Genomic DNA, 21,659 nt, shown 5'->3' on the forward strand with positions numbered 1-21,659 from the left:
TCAGTCTCCCTCGTCCTCGTAGCCGATCAGGTGCAGCGGCTGGGCGGCGATGCCGTTCAGCGCGCACCAACGGACAAGCGCCTCCTCGCGGCCGTGCGTGACCCAGACTTCCGAAGCACCGGTCTCGGTGATGGTCGCTGTGAGTTCGTCCCAGTCGGAATGGTCCGACAGGATCAGCGGCAGTTCGACGCCGCGCTGCTTGGCGCGCTGGCGGATGCGCATCCAGCCCGAGGCGAAGCAGGCGACGGGATCGGGAAAGCGCCGCGCCCAGCGGTCGGCGAAGGCCGAGGGCGTGCCGATGACGATTGCGCCGGCGAACTGGTCCTTCGCGCCTGACTCGATGGTGGCGGGGGCCAATGGCCCGAGGTCGACGCCCTGCGAGACGTAGTAGTCGCAAAGCCTTGCCAGGGCGCCGTGGATATAGATCGTCTCGCCGTATCCGGCATCGCGCAGCAGGCGGATCACGCGCTGCGCCTTGCCGAGCGCATAGGCGCCGACGAGATGGGCGCGCTCAGGAAACTGCCGGACCGACTCCAGCAGCCGCGCAATCTCCCCGCCGGACTCAGGATGGCGGAAGACGGGCAGGCCGAACGTCGCCTCGGTGATGAAGACGTCGCAGGCGACCGGCTCGAAAGCAGCGCAGGTGGGGTCGGCCCGGCGCTTGTAGTCGCCTGAGGCGACGATGCGCATGCCGTCCATCTCGACCGCGATCTGTGCCGAGCCAAGGACGTGACCGGCGGGGTGGAAGGTGACGCGCACTCCGCCGATCTCCATCGGTTCGCCCAGCCGGGCAGCCTGCGCCGAACCGGCAAATCCGTCGCCGTAGCGGATGGCCATGATGTCCAGCGTCTCGCGCGTCGCCAGCACCTTGCCGTTGCCCGGGCGGGCGTGGTCGGCATGGCCGTGTGTCACCAGCGCCCGCTCGACCGGCCTTACGGGATCGATGAAGAAATCGCCGGGCGGGCAGTAAAGCCCTTCCGGACGGGTGTGGAGGAGGTCGCGGGCGCGCATGGCATAGAAATAGGCCATCGGCGCGCGCAGGGAAGCCTCTTGCGCGCAGCGATTGGCAGGAGCATAAGCGCGCGCCGCCGGCTGGCGGCGCCAGTCATATCGTCATGAAACCCTTCGATCCGTCTTCCGGCGATGCCCTCGCCGACAGGCGCGCCGACTTCGCCGACATGCTCTTGCAGTCGGGCGACGCCGCGGCCGCTGCCGAACTGATGCTGCAGGCGCTCGAGAAGGCGCCGGGCTGGGCCTATGGCTGGTTCCGGCTCGGCGAGATGCACGAGGCCGCGGGCGCCGTCGCGCCGGCCGCGGAAGCCTTCCGCATGGCGCTGAAGCTCGACCCGGAGGACCACGCGGGCGCCGTTCTCAAGCTTCACCTCGCCGGTGCCGCGGAAGACCCCGAGGCGATGCCCGCCGCGTTCGTCGAGACGCTGTTCGACCAGTATGCCGGCAAGTTCGAGACCTCGCTGGTGGTCAAGCTGGGTTACCGCGCGCCAGAACTGCTGTTCGACGCGGTCAAGGCGGCCCATCCCGGACGCTTTGCCTGCGCGGTCGATCTCGGCTGCGGCACCGGGCTGATGGGCGAGCGCCTGCATCAGCTCTGCGACCGGCTCGAAGGCTACGACCTGTCGACCGGCATGCTCAAGGTCGCGCGCGCCAAGGGCATATACGACGTGCTGGAACAGGCAGACCTTGCCGTCCTCTCCTTCGACGCGCCGCGCGCCGATCTGGCCGCCGCGGCGGACGTCTATATGTATGTCGGGGCGCTGGAGACGGCTTACGCCAATGCCCGGACCATGCTTATGCCGGGCGGCCTCTTCGCCTTCTCGGTTGAGAAACTTGACGAGGCCGACGGCTTCGCGCTGCGAGAGACGCGCCGCTATGCCCATTCGCGGGCCTATGTCGAAAGATGCCTCTCGGACGCCGGCTTCCGGCTGCTGTCGCTGTCGGAGGCGACGATCCGCAAGGATCGGGAGCAGGCGGTGACGGGGATGATCGTGGTGGCTTGCGTGATATAACCCAATGGGTTATATCATCGACCTGATGCAGACGGTCCTTGAGACGTGGCAGTTTGTTCGTGAAGCGGAGCGGATCTTTACGGAGGCCGAACGCGAATCCTTGATCAGCTACATTTCGGTGAATCCGCTGGTTGGGGTCGAAATCGTCGGTTCCGGTGGGTTGCGAAAGCTGAGATTTGCAATTGGCAACAAGGGAAAAAGCGGAGGCGCGAGGGTAATCTACTTCTTCTACAGCGTTGACGCTCCGATCTATCTGATCGCGTGCTTCGCCAAGAACGAGAGGGAGAATCTGAGCGCCGCCGACATTCGCGATTTCGCCAAGCTCACTGCTGCGATCAAGGATCATCACCGGAGTGCAAGACGATGAGCAAGTTCGCCAAGGACATCCTTCAGGGCCTCAATGAGGCGCTCGCCCACGCCAAGGGCGAGGACGTGCCTGGGGTGCGCATCCATCACGTTGACGTCGAGAAGGTCGACGCCAAGGCGGTAAGGCACAAGCTCAAGCTGACGCAGGACCGCATGGCCATGCTGCTCGGCACGAGCACGTCGGGCTATCGCAAGTGGGAGCAGGGGCAGCGGGTGCCGAGTGGTGCTGCGCGGACACTCCTCAAGGTGATGGACAAGGAGCCTGACGCGGTCCTGCGTGCCCTCAATGCACTCTGATCTCTGCTGGCGAGCTGAGCGCCGTTGAACGCAAGATGCCCCTTGGCTCTGCGCATGTTCTGCATTAGTTCTGGTCGCGGTGACGCAACAGACGGCCATTCGCTCGCACGCTTCGCCCGCGCATCTTCCCGAACCCTTCCTTGACTGGTTCGCGCAGCGCGGGTGGTCGCCGCGCGCCCATCAGATCGAACTGCTGTCGAGGTCGCAGGCCGGCAGGTCGGTCCTGTTGATCGCCCCGACCGGGGCGGGAAAGACGCTGGCCGGGTTCCTGCCATCGCTGGTCGACCTGGCCGAGCGGCCGAAGCGCAAGCCGGGCGAGGCGTTTCGTGGCATCCATACGCTCTACATCTCGCCGCTCAAGGCGCTGGCCGTCGACATCGAGCGCAACCTCGGCAAGCCGGTCGAGGAGATGCGGCTGCCGGTGACGATCGAGACCCGCACCGGCGACACGCCGACCCACAAGCGCCAGCGTCAGAAGCTCGATCCGCCGGACATCCTTTTGACGACGCCGGAGCAGCTGGCGCTGCTGATTTCGGGCAAGGATGCGGAGCGGTTCTTTTCGGGCCTTCGCTATGTGGTGCTGGACGAGCTGCACTCGCTGGTCACCTCCAAGCGGGGCCATCTCCTGTCGCTCGGCCTCGCGCGCCTGCGCAAGCTGGCGCCGCGGCTGCAGACGGTGGGCCTGTCGGCGACCGTGGCCGAACCGGACGAGTTGCGGCGGTGGCTGGTGCCGCAGAACCCGCCGGGCGACATGGGCGACCTGATCACCGTCGAAGGCGGTGCGAAGCCGGTGATCACGATCCTGGAGACGGACGAACGCCTGCCCTGGGCCGGGCATTCGGCGCGCTATGCCATTCCGGCCGTCTATGACGAGATCCGCAAGCACAGGACGACGCTGCTGTTCGTCAATACGCGCAGCCAGGCGGAAATGCTGTTCCAGGAACTGTGGCGGGTGAACGAGGACTCGCTGCCGATCGCGCTGCATCACGGCTCACTCGACGTCGCGCAGCGCCGCAAGGTCGAGAAGGCGATGGAGGCCGGCTCGCTGCGCGCCATCGTCGCGACGTCGACGCTCGACCTCGGCATCGACTGGGGCGATGTCGACCTCGTCGTCCATGTCGGCGCGCCGAAGGGAGCGAGCCGGCTGGCACAGCGCATCGGCCGTTCCAACCATCGCATGGACGAACCGTCGCGCGCGATCCTCGTGCCGGCCAACCGGTTCGAGGTGATGGAATGCCGCGCAGCGCTGGAAGCCAATTATCTCGGCGCGCAGGATACGCCGCCGCTGGTCGACGGATCGCTCGACGTGCTCGCCCAGCACATCCTCGGCTGCGCCTGTGCCGAGCCGTTCCGCGCCGACGATCTCTTTGATGAGATCCGCTCGGCTGCGCCCTATGCCGGGCTCGACCGGCAGACCTTCGACCAGGCGGTCGATTTCGTCGCCACCGGTGGCTATGCGCTGCGCACCTATGAGCGCTATGCACGCATCCGGCTGACGAAGGACGGCCTCTGGCGCGTCAGCCATCCGCGTGTCGCGCAGCAGTATCGGTTGAATGTCGGCACCATCGTCGAGGCCGCCTATCTCAATGTGCGCTACGTCCGGTCGGGCCGCGGCGCGACGGGTCGCGGCGGGCCGGTGCTGGGCAAGATCGAGGAGGGCTTCCTCGAGACGATCGCACCGGGCGACACTTTCCTCTTTGCTGGCAAGGTGCTGAAGTTCGAAGGCATCCGCGAGAACGAGTGCTTCGTCTCCAACGCGACCGGGCAGGATGCGCGCATCCCGGTCTATGCCGGCGGGAAGTTCCCGCTGTCGACCTACCTGGCCGACGAGGTGCGCGGCATGCTGGCAGACCCGAAGCGATGGCAGAGCCTGCCGGACCAGGTGTCGGACTGGCTGCGTATCCAGCGCGACAAGTCGGTGCTGCCGAAGCGCGGCGACCTCCTGGTGGAGACCTTTCCGCGCGGCAACCGCTTCTACATGGTCGCCTATCCGTTCGAGGGCAGGCTGGCGCACCAGACGCTCGGCATGCTGCTCACCCGCCGCATGGAGCGCATGGGCGTGCAGCCACTCGGCTTCGTGGCGACCGATTATTCGATCGCGGTCTGGTCGATGCGCGACGTGGGCGAGATGGTGGCATCGCGCCGCATCTCGCTCGCCGAGCTTTTCGACGAGGACATGCTGGGCGACGACCTGGAAGCCTGGCTCGCCGAAAGCTGGCTGCTCAAGCGCACCTTCCGCAACTGCGCCGTCATTTCCGGCCTGATCGAGAAGCGTCATCCCGGCCAGGAGAAGACCGGCCGTCAGGTGACGGTCTCGGCCGACCTGATCTACGACGTGCTGCGCGCGCACGAGCCGGACCATATCCTGCTTAAGGCCACGCGCGCGGACGCCGCGACCGGCCTGCTCGACATCCAGCGGCTGGCCGAAATGCTGTCGCGCGTGAAGGGTCGAATCGTGCATAAGCCTCTCGACCGCATCTCGCCGCTTGCCGTGCCGATCATGCTGGAGATCGGCAAGGAGCGGGTGAACGGTGGCGCAGCCGACGCGCTGCTGCAGGACACCGAGGACGATCTGATCGAAGAGGCGATGGGCGGGTGATGCTGGCGAGGAGACATGAGGCGGAGACGTTTTCCGCCGCCGCCGTGATTGCCGGCGAGGAAGCGGTATGCGACCGGCGCGGGGCGCTGTTCTTTCCGGCGCACGGGCTGCTTGCCGTGTCGGACCTCCATCTGGAGAAGGGCTCCGCCTATGCCCGCCGCGGCATGATGCTGCCGCCCTACGACACCGCGGAGACGTTGACGAAGCTCGAGGCGGTGATCGCGGATTTCGATCCGCGCATTGTCGTCAGCCTCGGCGACAGCTTTCACGACCGCGTCGGTTCCTCGCTCATGCCGTCGATCTTCCGCGACCGGCTGGAGCGGATGATGCGCTGCCGCGACTGGCTGTGGGTCACCGGCAACCACGATCCCGACGCGCCGGACAACCTGTCGGGCACGAGCGTTACCGAGGTCGCGCTCGGCGGGCTGATCTTCCGGCATGAGCCGACCGCCGGCCAGTGCGCCGGCGAGATCGCCGGCCATCTGCATCCGGGCGCCCGCATCGTCCGGCAGGGGCGCTCCGTCCGCCGCCCGTGCTTCGCGAGCGACGGGCTGCGCATGATCATGCCCGCCTTCGGCGCGCTCACCGGCTCGCTCAACGTGCTCGACCGCGCCTATGCCGGCCTGTTCGACTGGCGCGCCTTCAGGGCGCATGTGCTGGGAAGCGAACGCGTCTATGCGCTCAACCGGTCGGTGCTGTTCCCTGGCTAGGCAGTCGACAGGAACGCCGCCACCATCATGACCACCGCAAAGACGGTCAGCCGCACCCGCCAGCGGCCGTACCAGAGGGGCAGGTCGTCGCGGTGGGCGGAGAGGCTGTCCCATGCGCCCTGCGCTGCGAAGGCGACGGCGAGCAGTGCGAACGAGCCCGGCTCGCCGATCAGGAGCGCGAGCCAGCCGGCGAGAACCGGGACGGCAGTGGCAGCCAGGGTAAGATTTTCGCCCGGCGTCTCATGGGCGATCACGACGCCGAAGCGCGCGCCGCCGAGGAAGGACAGGACGAGCGCGGCATAGGTCTTGAGCAGCGAGACAGTGCCGTCGCGCCAGACGTGATCATGCGGGATCGACGCCAGCCAGAGGACGAGGATGAGGAACGGGACGCAGCCGGCCAGGACGAGCCGCAGGCCGGGCCTTGCGGGGACGTTGCCTGTTTCGCCCTCGCTGCCGGCTGTCATCGTCAATCCTTGCGGAAGATCAGCCGGCCCATCCAGCCTGTGAGCATGGCGAGCGCGACGGCGAAGAGGCCGTAGAAGAAGCTGTTCTCATGCGCGACACGGAATACGGTCTGCTCGAAGCCGGCCTTGACGATGGCCAGGCTGGAGGAAGTCTCCTTCATGAACTCGCCGTTGCGGAACAGGAAGGCCCGCGCCTTGTGCGTGCCGACGGGCACGTTGGGCGGAAGCCTGAGCGTCGCGCGGAAGAGCGTCTGCGACAGGAACTGCACGCCGCCGACGTTCTCGCTGTAAAGGCCTGCCGCGAGCTTGCGGTCGCGCAGCGCCGCGGTGAACTCGGAGATCGTGGCGGGGTTGCCGCCGCGCTCCTGCGGTTCGAGATAGATGTAGGCGGTGCCGAGCGAGAGACGCTTGTAGCTGTCGGGATTGGTGATGTCCTGCGGCGCCCGCGTCGTGGCGACCGAATAGGACAGCGGCACGTTGACGAATGTCTGCGACTGCGCGTTGACCCAGACGCCGAGAAAGCGCGACCGGCGCCACAGCACCAGCGGCTGCGCGGGACCTTCCAGCACCACGATCACGTCGTAGCCGCCCTGGCGGCTGATCTGCGGGTCGGCGTTGTCGATCGCGCCGAAGATGGTCAGGTCGGCGCCAGAGAAGTCGGACGTGATCGTGACGCGGTTGGTCGAAAGGCCGATCTGGATGTTCTCGGGCAGCTGCGACGGCGCCTCCTGCTGGGCGAGTGCCGCGAGGGGGGCACACAGGCCCAGCATGACGGCGAGGAGAACGATCGCGGCGCGCATCGCCTAGCTCCCGTCCGGCGAGGCGATCATGTAGACGCTGCCGGGCGCCACGAACATGTCGAAGGCGAGACGCAGCGCAACCGCAAGCACGAGTGCCGCGAGAAGGGCGCGCAGCTGGTCGCCGCGCAGCCGCTGGCCCATCCGCGCCCCATACTGCGCCCCGGCCACGCCCCCAACCATCAGCAGGAAGGCAAGCACGATGTCGACCGTCTGGTTCAGCGTCGACTGCACCAGCGTCGTGTAGGCGGTGGTAAACATGATGTGGAACAGCGAGGTGCCGATGACGACGTTGGTCGGAACCTTCAAGAGGTAGATCAGGGCCGGCACCATGATGAAGCCGCCACCGACGCCCATGATCGCGGCGAGGAAGCCGATCGCCGCACCGAGCGCGAGGACGGGAATGACGCTGACGAACAGCTTGGAAGCGCGGAAGCGCATCTTCAGCGGCAGACGAAGGATCCAGTTGTGCTGGCCCGACTTCTTGAGCGCCGGCGCGGCGCCGGCGCGCGCCTGGCGGATCGCGTTCAGGCTCTCGATCAGCATCAGACCGCCGACGGTGCCGAGGAAGACCACGTAGAGCAGCGAGATTGCGAGATCGAGCTGGCCGAACGAGCGCAGGATGGCGAAGACATAGGCGCCGACCGACGACCCGATTATGCCGCCTGCAAGCAGGACGAGCCCGAGCTTTATGTCCACCGTGCCGCGCTTGAGGTGTGCGAGCGTGCCTGAGAACGAGGAGGCGATGACCTGATTGGCGCCGGTCGCCACCGCGATCGCCGGAGGGATGTTGTAGAAGATCAGCAGAGGGGTGATGAGGAAACCGCCGCCGACGCCGAACATGCCCGACAGGAAGCCGACCGCCGCGCCCATGGCCAGCAGGACGAAAATATTGACCGACATCTCGGCGATGGGGAGATATATACCCACCCGTCAGACCTGACCGAAAATTGCCCTAAACGCCCGCACTCGCACGCGAATTTCCCGTCCCAGCGTGAGAGGCTCTAGACGGCTCTTGCGCCCACATTGCGGCGAAGTCAAACCGCAATGCGCCCCTCGGCGAATATTCCGCCGACTTTCGGAAATGAAGGTTAAGCCGCCGGCGGGGACGGCTACTTTTTCGCCAGGAGCGCGCGGACGAGCTCTTCGGTGACCCGGCCCGTGGGCTGCATCCCGTTGTCCTTCTGGAACTGACTGATCGCCGCCGTCGTCTTCGCACCCATCACGCCGTCGGCGCCGCCTGCGTCGTAGCCGTTCTTGTTGAGGATGAGCTGGATGTTGCGGACGGCCTGCTTCATGTCGACGCTTGCGGTCTTCGAAGGGGCCTCCGTCCAGCCATCGGGAATGGCGGTGTCGTTCGACTCGACGTCGAGTTCCTTCGGCTTCCACTCCTCGGCCGCAGCGCGGGCGCGCTCCAGCTGTTCGGGACGCAGCGCATTGGCGACCTCGTCGCGCTTCTGCGCGGCGTCCTTGTCGCCGTTCTTCGCCACGAGCGCGAACCACTTGTAGGATTCTTCCAGGTTCTGCGGAACGCCTACGCCCTTGGCCGAGAGGATGCCGAGATTGAACTGGCTGTCCTTGACGCCGAGCTCAGCCGCCCGGGTGAACCAGCGGCCGGCGGATTCGTTGTCAGTCGTCCCGTCGGCGCCCATCGCAAACAGCACCGCGAGATTGTGCATGGCACTGGCGTTGCCCTGCTCGGCCGCCATCTGGTACCAGGTCTTGGCCTTGACGATGTCGCGGGTGACGCCGGTTCCCTTTTCGTAAAAATTGCCGATGCGATACTGCGCAGGCGCGAAGCCGGCGTCGGCTGCCTGCTCGTACCACTTCGCCGCTTCGGCGAGGTCCGCCTTCGTCCCGCGCCCTTCGGCATAACGGCTGCCGATTTCGAACAGCGCCTTCGGGTCGCCCTGCTCGGCCGCCTCCCGCAGAGGCTGCGGGCCGGCTTCGGTCGGCACGACGATCGGCTCGGCGGAAATCTCTTCCGACACCGTCGCCTCGTCCGCTTCCGTCATGGCCGGCTCGGTGGCCGCGGCATGGGGCACGGCGGCGGTCGTTCCGGCATCGGTCGCGCCAGGCGCGGGGCTCGGCATGGTGGCGGGGGTCACCGGTTCGACCGGCTCGACCGTGCGGGGCGTGTCGGCGGTCTCGGTGGTCGCCTTCGCCGCCGGCTGTTCGGCCACAGGGGCCGTCTCCACAGCCTTCGGCGCCTCGGGCTCGGACACAGCGACCGGCTCGCCTTCCGCGAGGAAGGCTTTACCCAGCTGCAGGCCTGCAAGCGCGATCACGACGCCGCCGGCCGCCATCAATGCCGCCTTGCGGTGGTTCTTGAGGATACGGCCGAGACCGGACGACTTCCTCACGCCGGTGATGTCGATGCCTTTCTTCTGCGCCTCCGCTTCGGCCGCGGCGGCCTGGGCGGCGCGGCGGGCAGCGGCGATGAAGTCGGACTTGGCCGCTTCCCCCTCGGTCGGCTGCAAGGGCTTGGCGCGCTCGTCGCGCACCCGCTTCATGATCGTGCTGAGGTCGGGCGCGCCGGAGCCCGGCTCGAGCGGCCGGTTGGCGATCTTGGGATCGATCGGCTCGTCGATGTCGACGGTGGGCGCGAGGGACGGCGTGGGAAGTTCGTCTCCGGCGAGGGGGGCGGCCTTCACGGCGTCCTTGCGCCCGGCGAACGCGCGCGCCAGCCCGCTCAGCATCGAACGCCTGGCGGGGGTATCGGCGCTCGGCGGGCTTTCGATCTCGTCTTCGAGGGCCGCGGACGCGGCCGCGGCGGCCGCCTCGGCGGGCGTGCGCTTGGTGCGTGTGCCGTCGACGGGATCCATTGGATCGAAGGCATCGACAGGTTCGAGCGGCGGCGTCTCCGCAAGCGATTTGAACGCGCGGGGCGCCGGGGTGGCGCTGCTCGATTCCAGCGTGCCCAGACGATCGACGATCTTGAGCAAGGTGTCGTGGATTGCCTCGAAGGTGCGGGCGTTTCGCTCGTCGGAGCGGCGGGTGAGGGAGTCTAGCGCGTGCAGGTCCTTCGCGAGCGCCTCCACGGCGGGCGTGTCCATGCGCGAGTCGGCGATCTGGCGGATCGTCTGCTCGGCCGCCTGGCGCGCGGATTCGAGGATCGCATCGCGGCTGCCGGCGATCGACTGCTCGATCTGTTCGAGGCGAGGGCCGATGTCCTCGAATTCGGGGAGCGAAGGCACGGGCTTGCGCATGTGCTCCGACAGGCTCGCGACCTGGCTCTCCAGGCTCCTGATGAGGCCGGGGTCGATGCCCGCCACCTCGCGCGAGGACTGTTCGAGCCGGGCGGAAATGTCTTCGAGGCGCGCCTCGAGGCCGCTGATCGAGGCCTGTCCCTGCGACCCGACCGACTGGTCGAAACGGCGCGAGAGTTCTTCGAACCGCGCGTCGATGGCGTTCATCAGCGTGGCGTCCTGCGGCTGGTCGAGCCGGGTCGCGAGTTCCTCTATACGGCCTTCGAGCTCGCGGAAGATGGACTGTCCGCGCCTGGCCGTCTCGCCCTGTGCCTCCAGCATGTCGGAGATCGTGGAGAAGCGGCTTTCGAGACCGCGCACCACGGCATCGGCGTCCTGCGGGGCAAAGCCTGTATCGAGCTTCTCGGCGATCGCCGCGACATGGCGCGCCAGATGCTCCAGCGAGGCGTCGGGCATCGCCACGCGGCGCGCCATCTCGTCGACCCGAAGTGACAGCATGTTGATCCGGTCGATGATCTCGCCGCTCGGACGGTCGTCGTTGAGCTCCTCGATCTGGCGGGCGAGCGAGGCGATGCGCGCCTCGATGCGCTCGAACTGCTCGATCTGCGGCACCGGCGACTGCACGTTGACCGACGACGCCACGATGGCGCGCGAGATCTCGTCGAGGCGCTCGCCGATCAGCGCCAGCGCATCCGGCGCGGCTGTGTTCTGGTGGCGCGCGAACTGCTCGACGGCGCCGGCCAGCGTGCGCACCTTCTCTTCCATCGTCCGCAGCGACAGGGATTCGGGAAGGTTGTTGACCGCGTCGCTGATCTCTTCCAGCCGCGCGGTCAGCGCCTCGATCGCCGGGTCGCTGCCGCCGAAGCGGTCGTTGGCCGTGACGCGTTCCTCGAAGGCGTCGAAACGGCGGTCGAACTCGTCCCAGCGGCGCTCCACAGCGTGGACGCTCTCTTCCCGCGCCAGCCGGTCCATCGTCGCCCGGACTTCGTCGAGTTCGGTCCTGAGCATGCCGATGCCGCGATCGTCGCTGCGCTGGGCGAGTGCGCCGATCGCATTCGAAAGACGCTCCAGCTCGTTGGTCAGGTCGACGCCCTGCAGGCCGGCATTGGCGGCCGAGTAGGCGCGCTGGATATCGGCGCGCAGCGCCTCGAATTCGCGGCTCAGCCCGCTGGACATCTGCTGCCGCAGTTCCTCGCGCATGCCCTTGAGTTCGGTCGCGACCCTGGAGATCGTGGCGACGCCTTCTTCCTGGCGCCGGTTGGTCTCGACGGAGCGGGCGAGATCCTGCATCGACGAGCCGAACTGCGCGCGGTGCTGCTGGGGCTGCCCGAAGTCGCGCGGGCGCGGGTCGTCCTGGTAATAGGTGCGTTCCGCGGCGTAGCGATCGCTGGAGCGGAGCTGCGGCCGGGCTTCCTCCCTGGACCGGTCGAGCCGGGCGCCGATCGCGTCGAGCGTGCGGCCGATCTCGTCGATCGTCGAGCTCGTGCGCCTCGGACGGCCGGCGTTGAGCTGCTCGAGATAGGACCGCTTGCTGTTCATGGTCGCGCCTGTTCTCAACCTTAGCCGACGTTTTCCGCCGGCCCCCAAAAGTAGGCTCCTCGCGGAATCGTTAGCGGCTCAGGCCTGTGCGAAGCTGGCCTCGGCGCGCTCGTTTCCGCCGGTCCGGGTGACGGTGAACACACAAGACAGGATAACCACTGTGTTCCGGCGAGTGCACATTCCGCCGGATATGGTAAACAAGGCGTTAACCAACATTACCAAATTGCGTGCGAGCCCTGCGCCGGGCGCATGGCCGATGCGTCATTGCGTCACTTGATTGGCCGGCGAAGCGTCAGTATATGCTTTACGTAAACGTAAGAACGCCACATTTCTCGCGCTCTTTACTCTTATCGTCAAACCGAGGATGATTCGCCGGCCGCGGCGACATACCTTTCGTGCGTCGCCGCACCGGCGCCGATGCACCCTTTAGCAACGGACACAAGAACAATGATGAAACTGGTCCTGGCGGCTGACACCGCCGCGAATGCGTTTGAAAATGGTTCCACCGGGGCATCTGCCGAGCATGGCGAGGATCTCGCCCGCATCGGCGACATGGCCAAGATGTTCGGTGTCACGCTGCGCACCCTGCGCTTCTACGAGGACAAGGGGCTCCTCAATCCGAAACGCGAAGGCACGACCCGGCTCTATACCCGCCGCGACCGTGCCCGCCTCCGTCTGATCCTGCTCGGCCGCAAGGTCGGCTTCACGCTTCGCGACGTGAAGCACATGATCGACCTCTATGATCCAAAGGGGCCGAACACGAAGCAGCTGAAGGTGGTGCTCGACAAGTCGGAGAAGCAGATGGGCCGACTGCTCAAGCAGCGCGAGGCTCTCGACGAGGCGATCGACGATCTGACCAAGGCGATGGACACCGCGCGCAAGGCGCTGGCAAGCCGTCAGCCAGTCGCTGCGAACGGCTGATCGCTCTTCCTCTTCCGGCATTTTTGCCACGGCCGTCCCGCGGGGCGGCCGTTCGTTTTTTATGTCCTGCGGCAAATATTGACGTTTACGCAAACGTCAATATTTGCTAGAGGACCCTAAACGAGACATCCGCCTTCCGGCGCATCCGCCGGGCGGAATGCTGATCTGCCATTGGAGGAATAGATGCCGACTTACCGCGCGCCGGTTCAGGATACGCTTTTCGTGTTGAATGAGGTGCTCGGCTACGAGCGGTATTCGAACCTGCCGGGCTTCTCCGACGCCACGCCCGACATCCTCGAGGCGATCCTGGGCGAGGCTGCGAAGCTGGCCGAGAACGTGCTGCATCCGCTGAACCGCGTCGGCGACATCGAAGGCTGCGAACGCCATGACGATGGCACGGTGACGACGCCGAAGGGCTTCAAGGACGGCTACGACGCTTATCGCGAGGGCGGCTGGCTTGGTCTCTCCATACCGGCCGAATATGGCGGGCAGGGCCTGCCCTATACGGTGCACTCGGCCGTCGGCGAATACATGTCGTCCGCCAACATGGCACTGATGATGTATCCGGGCCTGACCCAGGGCGCGATCGCCGCGATCCTCGCCCACGGCTCGGATGAGCAGAAGTCCACCTATGTGCCGAAGATGGCCGAAGGCATCTGGACGGGCACGATGAACCTGACCGAGCCGCATTGCGGCACCGACCTCGGCCTGCTGCGCTCGAAGGCAGTCCCGAACGGCGACGGCTCCTATGCAATCTCCGGCCAGAAGATCTTCATCTCGGCCGGCGAGCACGACATGTCCGAGAACATCGTCCACCTGGTGCTCGCCCGCATCGAAGGTGCGCCGGATGGCGTGAAGGGCATTTCGCTGTTTATCGTGCCGAAGTTCAACCTCGGCGAGGACGGTTCGATCGGCGACCGCAACGCGGTTTCCTGCGGCTCGATCGAGGAGAAGATGGGCATCCACGGCAATGCCACCTGCGTCATGAACTATGACGGCGCGCGCGGCTTCCTCCTCGGCGAGGAGAACGGCGGCCTCAAGGCCATGTTCGTGATGATGAACGAGGCACGCCTCGGCGTCGGCCTGCAGGGGCTTTCGGTGTCCGAGATCGCCTACCAGAACGCCGTCGCCTACGCGAAGGAGCGCATCCAGGGCCGCTCGCTGACCGGCGCCAAGGCCAAGGACAAGAAGGCCGACCCGATCATCGTCCATCCGGACATCCGCCGCAGCCTGCTGACGATGAAGTCGTTCAATGAGGCCGGCCGCGCGCTGATCCTGTGGACCGCGATCAAGTCCGACGTCGCGCACCGCTCCGGCGACGACAAGGAGCGCCAGGCGGCCGACGACCACATGGGCCTGATGACCCCGATCATCAAAGGCGTGCTGACCGACAAGGGCTTTGACCACGCGGTGATGGCGCAGCAGGTCTTCGGCGGCCACGGCTACATCGAAGAGCACGGCATGAGCCAGTTCGTGCGCGATGCGCGCATCGCCATGATCTACGAGGGCGCCAACGGCATCCAGGCGCTGGATCTCGTCGGCCGCAAGCTTGCCATGAACGGCGGGCGCGCCGTGCAGGCCTTCTTCAAGGAGGTCGGAGAGTTCTGCGAGGCGAACCGCTCCGACGAAAAGATGGCGCCCTACACCAAGTCGCTCAAGAAGGGCCTGAACGACCTCCAGGCCGCCACGATGTGGCTGATGCAGAACGGCATGGCGAACCCCGACAATGCGGGCGCGGCCTCGACCGACTACATGCATCTCTTCGGCCTCGTCGCGCTCGGCTACATGTGGGGGCAGATGGCGAAGACCGCGCACGAAAAGCTCGCCGGGGGCGCCAACGGCGACGCATCGTTCTACGAGACGAAGCTGGTCACGGGCCGCTACTTCATGGAGCGCGTGATGCCCGAGACGGCGGCGCATCTCGCCCGCCTGTCGACCGGCGCCGAGACGATGATGAAGCTGCCGGCGGAGGCCTTCTAGGCGGCGTTTGTGCTTGCTTTTGTTCAAGCTTGAACTATATAAAGCCATCTGCCAGGAGGAACCCAGTGGCCGCAGATCCCGCAACCGTCCTTGACCTGCCGAAGCCCCGCTGGGTGACCGACGACGTCGCCATGCTCTACGACATGGCGACGCGCTTTCTCTCAGAGGAAATCGCGCCGCGCTACGAGGAATTCGAGAAGAACGAGATCTTCGACCGCGAGAGCTGGGAGAAGGCCGGCGCGGCGGGGCTGCTCTGCGCCTCGATGCCAGAGGAATATGGCGGCTCCGGCGGCACTTTCGCGCATGAGAGTGCGATCATCGAGGCGATCAGCCATGTCGGCGTCGATGGCTTCGGCATCGGGCTGCACAATTCCATTGTCGCGCCCTACATCCTGCATTACGGCTCCGAGGAGCAGAAGAAGCGCTGGCTGCCGAGGATGGCGACCGGAGAGCTGATCGGCGCCATCGCGATGACGGAGCCTGGCGCAGGCTCCGACCTGCAGGGCGTCAAGACGCGGGCCGACAAAGACGGCAACCAGTATCGCATCAACGGCTCCAAGACCTTCATCACCAACGGCCAGCTCGCCAACCTCATCATCGTCGTCACCAAGACCGATCCATCGAAGGGCGCCAAGGGCACGTCGCTGATCGTGGTCGAGACCGACGAGGTCGAGGGCTTCGAGCGCGGCCGCAATCTCGACAAGATCGGGCTGAAGTCGAACGACACGTCGGAGCTGTTCTTCAACGACGTCCGCGTGCCGACGTCGAACCTGCTCGGCCACGAGGAAGGGCAGGGCTTCGTCCAGTTGATGCAGCAGCTGCCGCAGGAGCGGCTGCAGATCGGCACCACGGCGATCTCGGTGATCGAGAAGGCGCTGGCGCTGACGATCGACTACGTCAAGGAGCGCAAGGCGTTTGGCAAATCGATCCTGGAATTCCAGAACACCCAGTTCAAGCTCGCCGAGTTGAAGACCGAGGCGACCGTCGGCCGGGTCTTCTACAACGATTGCGTCGAGCGCCACATCAATGGCGGGCTGGACCCGGTGACAGCCTCGATGGCGAAATACTGGCTCTCCGACCTGCAGGGCAAGGTCGTGGACCAATGCCTCCAGCTCTTTGGCGGATACGGTTTCATGAATGAGTTTCCGATCGCCCGTATGTATCGCGACGCGCGCGTGCAGCGTATCTATGGCGGCACGAACGAGATCATGAAGGTGCTGATCGCCCGGAGCCTCTGAGGTCGACATGTCGAAGCACACCGCCACGCTCCGCTGGAGCCAGGACGAAGGGGACCACTTCTCGCTCGGCCGCTATACGCGGGTGCACGAGATCGCCTTCGACGGCGGCACGACCATCATGGGCTCGCCCTCGCCCGACATCGTACGCGAGCCGTTCTCCAATCCGGTCGGCGTCGACCCGGAGGAGATGTTCGTCGCCTCGATCGCGTCCTGCCACATGCTGTGGTTCCTGGATTTCGCCCGCCGCGCCAAGGTCGAGGTATTGTCCTACGAGGACAAGGCCGAAGGCATCATGGAAACGGACGCTGCCGGCCGCACGTCGATCACCAAAGTGACGCTGCGGCCGAAGGTCGAAGTATCCGGCGAGGCCGGCGACCTCGACGCGATCCACCACAAGGCGCACGAGGCCTGTTTCATCGCCAATTCGGTGAAGACCGAGATTACCGTCGAGCCGGCCGCCTGATCCGCCAGCCGACGCAATGCCTGCCGCCGCCCCGCGCGGCGCAATGAGAAACTGGAGCAAGGAAATGGCTGAGGTTTATGTCTACGACGCCGTCCGCACGCCGCGCGGACGCGGCAAGAAGGACGGTTCCCTGCACGAAGTGCCGGCGGTGCGCCTGGCGGCCAAGGTTCTGGAAGCGGTGCGCGACCGCAACGGGCTCGACACGGGCACGGTCGACGACATCGTCTTCGGCTGCGTCGACCCGGTCGGCGAGGCAGGTTCGGTGATCCCGCGCGCGGCGACCTTCGAGGCCGGCTACGACACCAAGGCGCCCGGCATCCAGCTGTCACGCTTCTGCGCCTCGGGCCTCGACGCCATCAACCTGGGTGCTGCGAAGATCGCCGCCGGCCAGGACGACATCGTGATCTCGGGCGGCGTCGAATCGATGTCGCGCGTCGGCATGGGCATGTCGGGTGGCGCCTGGTTCATGGACCCCTCGGTCGGCCTGCCGTCCTACTTCGTGCCGCAGGGCGTGTCGGCCGACGTGATCGCCACCAAATACGGCTTCTCGCGCGACGACGTCGACGCCTATGCGGTCGAGAGCCAGAAGCGCGCCGCGAAGGCCTGGGAGGAGGGCTACTTCAAGAATTCGGTCGTGCCGATCAAGGACCAGAACGGCCTGACCATCCTTGACCATGACGAGCATATGCGGCCGTCGACCGACATGCAGTCGCTCGCCTCGCTCAATCCGTCCTTCACCATCCCCGGTGAGATGGGCGGCTTCGACGCGGTCGCCATCCAGCGCTATCCGGAGCTGGAGGAGGTCAACCACGTCCACCACGCCGGCAACTCGTCCGGCATCGTCGATGGCGCGGCCGCGGTGCTGCTCGGCTCCAAGAAGGGCGGCAAGGCGATGGGCCTCAAGCCGCGCGCCCGCATCAGGGCCTTCACCAATATCGGCTCGGAGCCTGCGATCATGCTGACCGGACCGGTCGACGTGACCGAGAAGCTGCTGAAGCAGGCCAAGATGAAGCTCTCGGACATCGACCTGTTCGAGCTCAACGAGGCCTTCGCCTCGGTCGTGCTGCGCTACATGCAGGCCTTCGACATCGACCACTCGAAGATGAACGTCAACGGCGGCGCGATCGCCATGGGCCATCCGCTGGGCGCTACCGGCGCGATGATCTTCGGCACCGTGCTCGATGAGCTGGAGCGCCGCGACCTCAACACCGCTCTCGTCACGCTGTGCATTGGCGCCGGCATGGGCACCGCGACGATCATCGAGCGCGTCTGACGTCTCTTTCTTCTCCCCGCCCGCGGGGAGAAGGTGGCCCGAAGGGCCGGATGAGGGGCAGGAGACAGCGGTCGCAGGTTCGCGCCGCTCCTCACCTGCCTGCCGGCATCCTCTCCCCGTGAACGGGGAGAGGGACGCAGCTTCACCGTCGCGCCCGTCCGCTGACGAAACCGAAATTCCAGGAGGGAGATCTCCACATGAGCACCTACACCAACTTCAAGGTCGAAACCGACGCCGACGGCATTGCGCTCGTCACCTGGGACATGCCCGGACGCTCGATGAACGTCTTCACCGAGGAGGTGATGCGCGAGCTCGACAAGATCGTCGACGAGGTCAAGGCCGACGCCGCGATCAAGGGCGCCGTCATCACGTCCGGCAAGGACAGCTTCTCCGGCGGCGCGGACCTGACCATGCTCCAGCGCATGCTCGGCGTCTTCGCCAAGGAAAAGCTGAAGGATGCCGACAAGGCGACCAAGGCCCTGTTCGACAATGCCGGCTACATGAGCCAGCTGTTCCGCAAGCTCGAGACCAGCGGCAAGCCGTGGGTCTCGGCGATCAACGGCACCTGCATGGGCGGCGCGTTCGAGCTGTCGCTGTCCTGCCACGCCCGCGTCGCCGCCGACTCGGACAAGGTCAAGATGGCCCTGCCGGAGATCAAGGTCGGCCTGTTCCCCGGTGCCGGCGGCACCCAGCGCGTGCCGCGGCTCGCTGATACGCAGGCGGCGCTCCAGATGCTCACCTCCGGCCAGAACCTGTCGCCGGCCAAGGCCAAGGCGATGAACCTGATCACCGCCGTGGCTCCGGCGGACAAGCTGGTAGAGGCGGCCAAGGACCTGATCAAGGGCGGCCTGAAGCCGGTGCAGCCTTGGGACGAGAAGGGCTTCAAGCTGCCCGGCGGTCCGGTCTATTCCGCTGCCGGCGCCAATCTCTGGCCGCCGGCGATCGCCATCCTGCGCCGCGAGACCTACGGCAACTATCCCGCCGCGTCGGCGATCCTGAAGTGCGTCTATGAGGGACTTCTGGTGCCGTTCGACACCGCGCTCAGGATCGAGCAGCGCTACTTCACCGAGATCATGCAGACGACCGAGGCGGCGATGATGATCCGCTCGCTGTTCGTGTCGCTGCAGGAGCTCAACAAGGGCGCGCGCCGTCCGGAGGGCGTGCCGGAGACGAAGTTCAAGAAAATCGGCGTGCTCGGCGCCGGCTTCATGGGTGCCGGCATCGCCTATGTCACCGCGCAGGCGGGTATTCCGGTCGTTCTCATCGACCGGGACATCCCGGCCGCCGAGAAAGGCAAGGCGCATTCCGCCGGCCTGATGGACGGGCTGATCAAGAAGGGCCGCGCGACGGCCGAGCAGAAGGAGAAGCTGCTCGCTCTCATCACCGCGACCGACGACTACGCGCTGCTCGACGGCTGCGACATGGTGGTCGAGGCCGTGTTCGAGGATTCCGAGATCAAGAAGGGCGTGACCGAGAAGGCGGAAGCCGTGCTCAAGCCGGCGGCGATCTTCGCCTCCAACACCTCGACCATTCCGATCACCTCGCTCGCGACCAACTCGAAGCGGCCGAAGAACTTCGTCGGCATCCACTTCTTCTCGCCGGTCGACAAGATGATGCTGGTCGAGATCATTCTCGGCAAGAAGACGGGCGACAAGGCCGTCGCCATGGCGATCGACTATGTCCGCGCCATCAGGAAGACGCCGATCGTGGTCAACGACACGCGCGGCTTCTACGTCAACCGCTGCGTGCTGCGCTACATGTCGGAGAGCTACCAGATGCTCATCGAAGGCGTGCCGCCGGCGATGATCGAGAACGCGGCGAAGATGGCCGGCATGCCGGTCGGACCGCTGGCACTGACCGACGAGACGGCGGTCGACCTCGCGCAGAAGATCATGAAGCAGACCATCCGCGACCTCGGCGAGAAGGCCGTCGACCAGGAGCAGTTCGCGCTGATCAACACGATGGTCGACACGCATGGCCGCTTCGGCCGCAAGAACGGCAAGGGCTTCTACGACTACCCGGCGAAGCCCGCGAAGAAGAAGCTCTGGCCCGGCCTCAAGGACCTCTACAAGCAGCAGGATCCGGACAAGATCGACGTCGAGGTGCTGAAGCAGCGCTTCCTCGTGACGATCGCTCTGGAGGCTGCCCGCGTGATGGAGGAAGGCATCGTGGTCGATCCGCGCGAGGCGGATGTCGGCTCGATCCTCGCCTTCGGCTTCGCGCCCTACACGGGCGGCGCTCTGTCCTACATCGACGGCATGGGGGCCAAGGCCTTCGTCAAGCTCGCCAAGGACCTGCAGAAGCAGTACGGCAAGCAGTTCAAGGCGCCGAAGCTTCTCGTCGACATGGCCGAGAAGGGCGAGACGTTCTACCAGCGCTTCAATCCCTACAAGGACGAAGCGAAGAAGGCGGCGTAGCTTTCCTCTCCCCCGGGGGAGGATGCCGACAGGTAGGTTGGGGGCAGCGCAAACGTCCCCGAATGCCGGCGCAGCCCCTCATCCGGTCCTTCGGACGACCTTCTCCCCGTAGAACGGGGAGAAGGAGACGCGGAGTCGTTGCATGTACGTCTGGGGCCGCCTGGCGCGGACGATGCTCACTGCCAGGTCGCGTGGGCCCTACCGGATGGGAGGCGAAAGCCGCCTGTCGTTTCGCTGCCTGCCGACGGACATCGACACGAACCTTCATCTGAACAATGCACGCTACATGATGCTGGCCGATATCGGCCGCATCGACATCTTCCAGCGCGCCGGCCTGATCAAGCTCGCGCGCGAGCGCCGCTGGGCGCCGATGATGGGCGGCCTGCAGGCGGTCTACGTTCGCGAGATCCGGCTCTGGAAGTGGTTTGAGGTCGTCTCGACGGTGGAGACCTGGGAAGACACCCAGGTGATCGGCCGCCACCGCTTCGTGCTGGACGACGGCCGCACGGCCGCGCTCGTGATGACCACCGCCGGCGTGTATGATTCTTCGGAGAGGCGCTTCGTGCCGATCGATGAGATCATTTCCATCCTCGGCCACGATTTCACGCCGCGCCCCCCGACCGAGGAGGAGCGCATCTTCATGGACTCGCACGCGGGACTGCGCGCATTGGCGAAGGGTTGATGGCAGGCCATAGGTCAATCTAGTGTGCTGCGCCGCTCGCAACCGACGAGGATAAGCCGCACATGCCCACCATCGACTACTACCTGACCTGCGTATCCCCCTGGACCTATCTCGGCCACCGTCCCATCCAGCAGGTGGCCGAACGCCATGGCGCGACGCTGGTCGTGAAGCCGGTCAATCTCGGTGAGATGTTCAAGGTGTCTGGCCAGGTCGCGCTCGGCGAGCGGCCCGCGGTGCGCCAGCGCTATCGTTTCATCGAGCTCCAGCGCTTCGCCGAGATGCGCGGGCGCAGGCTCAACCCGAAGCCGAAATTCTTCCCCGTCAATCCGACGCTGGCCGATCACACGATCATCGCGATCCTCCAGTCCGGCGGGGACCCGCTGCCCTATATGGACAGCGTCTTCAGCGCGGTCTGGGCCGATGAAAAGAACATTGCGGACGAAGCGACGGTGGCCGGACTGCTGACGGCCGCGGGCTTCGACGCTGACGCGATCCTGACTCGTGCGAACGATCCGGAGACCGCTGCGATCCGGGCGCGAAACACACAGGACGCCGTCGACGTGGATGCGACCGGCGTTCCCTCCTACGTGCTCGCTGGCGAGCCTTTCTGGGGTCAGGACCGGATCGATCTGCTCGATCGCGCCCTCTCGTCCGGCCGGGCGCCGTTCAAGCCGCTGTGA

General features: G+C 66.1%; 18 protein-coding genes. 13 read left to right on the plus strand and 5 right to left on the minus strand.

Going from position 1 to position 21,659, the window contains the following annotated elements; all coding sequences use genetic code 11:
* Window positions 1–1,011 carry a ligase-associated DNA damage response exonuclease gene (locus B9Z03_RS09975; protein WP_085467583.1) on the minus strand — a complete coding sequence of 337 codons (1,011 nt, stop codon included), beginning with the start codon at window positions 1,009–1,011 and terminating at the stop codon, window positions 1–3.
* A gap of 104 nt (window positions 1,012–1,115) precedes the next feature.
* Between B9Z03_RS09975 and B9Z03_RS09980 the strand changes: the two genes are divergently transcribed.
* The 5 genes from B9Z03_RS09980 (at window position 1,116) to pdeM (ending at window position 5,996) form a co-directional block, all read left to right on the plus strand.
* On the plus strand, window positions 1,116–2,024 hold the full coding sequence (locus tag B9Z03_RS09980; protein ID WP_085464072.1) for a class I SAM-dependent DNA methyltransferase: 909 nt from the start codon (window positions 1,116–1,118) through the stop codon (window positions 2,022–2,024).
* Between the two features lie 4 nt (window positions 2,025–2,028).
* Complete coding sequence (locus B9Z03_RS09985; RefSeq protein ID WP_244561711.1) at window positions 2,029–2,391, plus strand: type II toxin-antitoxin system RelE/ParE family toxin; 363 nt, start codon at window positions 2,029–2,031, stop codon at window positions 2,389–2,391.
* Window positions 2,388–2,687, plus strand: coding sequence for a helix-turn-helix domain-containing protein (locus tag B9Z03_RS09990; protein ID WP_085464073.1), 300 nt, complete (start codon window positions 2,388–2,390; stop codon window positions 2,685–2,687). Before B9Z03_RS09985 ends, B9Z03_RS09990 begins: the two co-directional genes overlap by 4 nt.
* Window positions 2,688–2,766: 79 nt before the next feature.
* A complete protein-coding gene (locus B9Z03_RS09995; protein ID WP_085464074.1) occupies window positions 2,767–5,286 on the plus strand; it encodes a ligase-associated DNA damage response DEXH box helicase in 2,520 nt (839 codons plus the stop codon).
* Window positions 5,286–5,996: a ligase-associated DNA damage response endonuclease PdeM gene (pdeM, locus tag B9Z03_RS10000; RefSeq protein WP_085464075.1), complete on the plus strand. Its 711-nt coding sequence runs from the start codon at window positions 5,286–5,288 to the stop codon at window positions 5,994–5,996. Before B9Z03_RS09995 ends, pdeM begins: the two co-directional genes overlap by 1 nt.
* Here pdeM and B9Z03_RS10005 read toward each other — a convergent pair.
* The 4 genes from B9Z03_RS10005 to B9Z03_RS10020 all read right to left on the minus strand — a co-directional run bounded on the left by B9Z03_RS10005 (window position 5,993) and on the right by B9Z03_RS10020 (window position 12,005).
* The gene (locus tag B9Z03_RS10005; RefSeq protein WP_085464076.1) at window positions 5,993–6,460 is read right to left on the minus strand and encodes a DUF3429 domain-containing protein; all 468 of its coding nucleotides are present in this window, start codon (window positions 6,458–6,460) and stop codon (window positions 5,993–5,995) included. The genes pdeM and B9Z03_RS10005 overlap by 4 nt on opposite strands.
* Window positions 6,461–6,462: 2 nt before the next feature.
* Window positions 6,463–7,260, minus strand: a complete 798-nt coding sequence (locus tag B9Z03_RS10010; RefSeq protein ID WP_085464077.1) for a TIGR02186 family protein — start codon at window positions 7,258–7,260, stop codon at window positions 6,463–6,465.
* A 3-nt stretch (window positions 7,261–7,263) separates the two neighbouring features.
* Window positions 7,264–8,187, minus strand: a complete 924-nt coding sequence (locus B9Z03_RS10015; RefSeq protein WP_085464078.1) for a sulfite exporter TauE/SafE family protein — start codon at window positions 8,185–8,187, stop codon at window positions 7,264–7,266.
* Window positions 8,188–8,369: 182 nt separating this feature from the next.
* Window positions 8,370–12,005 (minus strand): peptidoglycan-binding protein, encoded by a 3,636-nt coding sequence (locus B9Z03_RS10020; RefSeq protein WP_085464079.1) that lies wholly within the window; start codon window positions 12,003–12,005, stop codon window positions 8,370–8,372.
* Window positions 12,006–12,455: 450 nt separating this feature from the next.
* Between B9Z03_RS10020 and B9Z03_RS10025 the strand changes: the two genes are divergently transcribed.
* From B9Z03_RS10025 to B9Z03_RS10060, 8 genes are all read left to right on the plus strand, one after another.
* A complete protein-coding gene (locus B9Z03_RS10025) occupies window positions 12,456–12,926 on the plus strand; it encodes a MerR family transcriptional regulator (RefSeq protein ID WP_085467585.1) in 471 nt (156 codons plus the stop codon).
* Window positions 12,927–13,109: 183 nt separating this feature from the next.
* The gene (locus B9Z03_RS10030) at window positions 13,110–14,906 is read left to right on the plus strand and encodes an acyl-CoA dehydrogenase C-terminal domain-containing protein (protein ID WP_085464080.1); all 1,797 of its coding nucleotides are present in this window, start codon (window positions 13,110–13,112) and stop codon (window positions 14,904–14,906) included.
* A gap of 65 nt (window positions 14,907–14,971) precedes the next feature.
* Window positions 14,972–16,144 (plus strand): acyl-CoA dehydrogenase family protein, encoded by a 1,173-nt coding sequence (locus B9Z03_RS10035; protein ID WP_139832218.1) that lies wholly within the window; start codon window positions 14,972–14,974, stop codon window positions 16,142–16,144.
* A gap of 7 nt (window positions 16,145–16,151) precedes the next feature.
* Window positions 16,152–16,607: an OsmC family protein gene (locus B9Z03_RS10040; protein ID WP_085464081.1), complete on the plus strand. Its 456-nt coding sequence runs from the start codon at window positions 16,152–16,154 to the stop codon at window positions 16,605–16,607.
* A gap of 64 nt (window positions 16,608–16,671) precedes the next feature.
* Window positions 16,672–17,880 (plus strand): acetyl-CoA C-acetyltransferase, encoded by a 1,209-nt coding sequence (locus B9Z03_RS10045; protein ID WP_085464082.1) that lies wholly within the window; start codon window positions 16,672–16,674, stop codon window positions 17,878–17,880.
* A 197-nt stretch (window positions 17,881–18,077) separates the two neighbouring features.
* Window positions 18,078–20,297: a 3-hydroxyacyl-CoA dehydrogenase NAD-binding domain-containing protein gene (locus B9Z03_RS10050; RefSeq protein ID WP_085464083.1), complete on the plus strand. Its 2,220-nt coding sequence runs from the start codon at window positions 18,078–18,080 to the stop codon at window positions 20,295–20,297.
* Window positions 20,298–20,439: 142 nt separating this feature from the next.
* Entirely contained in the window at window positions 20,440–20,979 is a 540-nt protein-coding gene (locus B9Z03_RS10055) for a thioesterase family protein (protein ID WP_085464084.1), read from the plus strand.
* 62 nt (window positions 20,980–21,041) lie between these two features.
* Complete coding sequence (locus tag B9Z03_RS10060) at window positions 21,042–21,659, plus strand: 2-hydroxychromene-2-carboxylate isomerase (RefSeq protein WP_085464085.1); 618 nt, start codon at window positions 21,042–21,044, stop codon at window positions 21,657–21,659.

This window comes from Mesorhizobium australicum, assembly GCF_900177325.1.
GTDB classification, from domain to species: domain Bacteria; phylum Pseudomonadota; class Alphaproteobacteria; order Rhizobiales; family Rhizobiaceae; genus Mesorhizobium_A; species Mesorhizobium_A australicum_A.

Coding starts and splice junctions, on each gene's coding strand:
- B9Z03_RS09975 (WP_085467583.1), bottom strand. CDS start 1,011: ATGCGCGCCCGCGACCTCCTCCACACCCGTCCGGAAGGGCTTTACTGC.
- B9Z03_RS09980 (WP_085464072.1), top strand. CDS start 1,116: ATGAAACCCTTCGATCCGTCTTCCGGCGATGCCCTCGCCGACAGGCGC.
- B9Z03_RS09985 (WP_244561711.1), top strand. CDS start 2,029: ATGGGTTATATCATCGACCTGATGCAGACGGTCCTTGAGACGTGGCAG.
- B9Z03_RS09990 (WP_085464073.1), top strand. CDS start 2,388: ATGAGCAAGTTCGCCAAGGACATCCTTCAGGGCCTCAATGAGGCGCTC.
- pdeM (WP_085464075.1), top strand. CDS start 5,286: ATGCTGGCGAGGAGACATGAGGCGGAGACGTTTTCCGCCGCCGCCGTG.
- B9Z03_RS10005 (WP_085464076.1), bottom strand. CDS start 6,460: ATGACAGCCGGCAGCGAGGGCGAAACAGGCAACGTCCCCGCAAGGCCC.
- B9Z03_RS10010 (WP_085464077.1), bottom strand. CDS start 7,260: ATGCGCGCCGCGATCGTTCTCCTCGCCGTCATGCTGGGCCTGTGTGCC.
- B9Z03_RS10020 (WP_085464079.1), bottom strand. CDS start 12,005: ATGAACAGCAAGCGGTCCTATCTCGAGCAGCTCAACGCCGGCCGTCCG.
- B9Z03_RS10025 (WP_085467585.1), top strand. CDS start 12,456: ATGAAACTGGTCCTGGCGGCTGACACCGCCGCGAATGCGTTTGAAAAT.
- B9Z03_RS10030 (WP_085464080.1), top strand. CDS start 13,110: ATGCCGACTTACCGCGCGCCGGTTCAGGATACGCTTTTCGTGTTGAAT.
- B9Z03_RS10040 (WP_085464081.1), top strand. CDS start 16,152: ATGTCGAAGCACACCGCCACGCTCCGCTGGAGCCAGGACGAAGGGGAC.
- B9Z03_RS10045 (WP_085464082.1), top strand. CDS start 16,672: ATGGCTGAGGTTTATGTCTACGACGCCGTCCGCACGCCGCGCGGACGC.
- B9Z03_RS10050 (WP_085464083.1), top strand. CDS start 18,078: ATGAGCACCTACACCAACTTCAAGGTCGAAACCGACGCCGACGGCATT.
- B9Z03_RS10055 (WP_085464084.1), top strand. CDS start 20,440: ATGTACGTCTGGGGCCGCCTGGCGCGGACGATGCTCACTGCCAGGTCG.
- B9Z03_RS10060 (WP_085464085.1), top strand. CDS start 21,042: ATGCCCACCATCGACTACTACCTGACCTGCGTATCCCCCTGGACCTAT.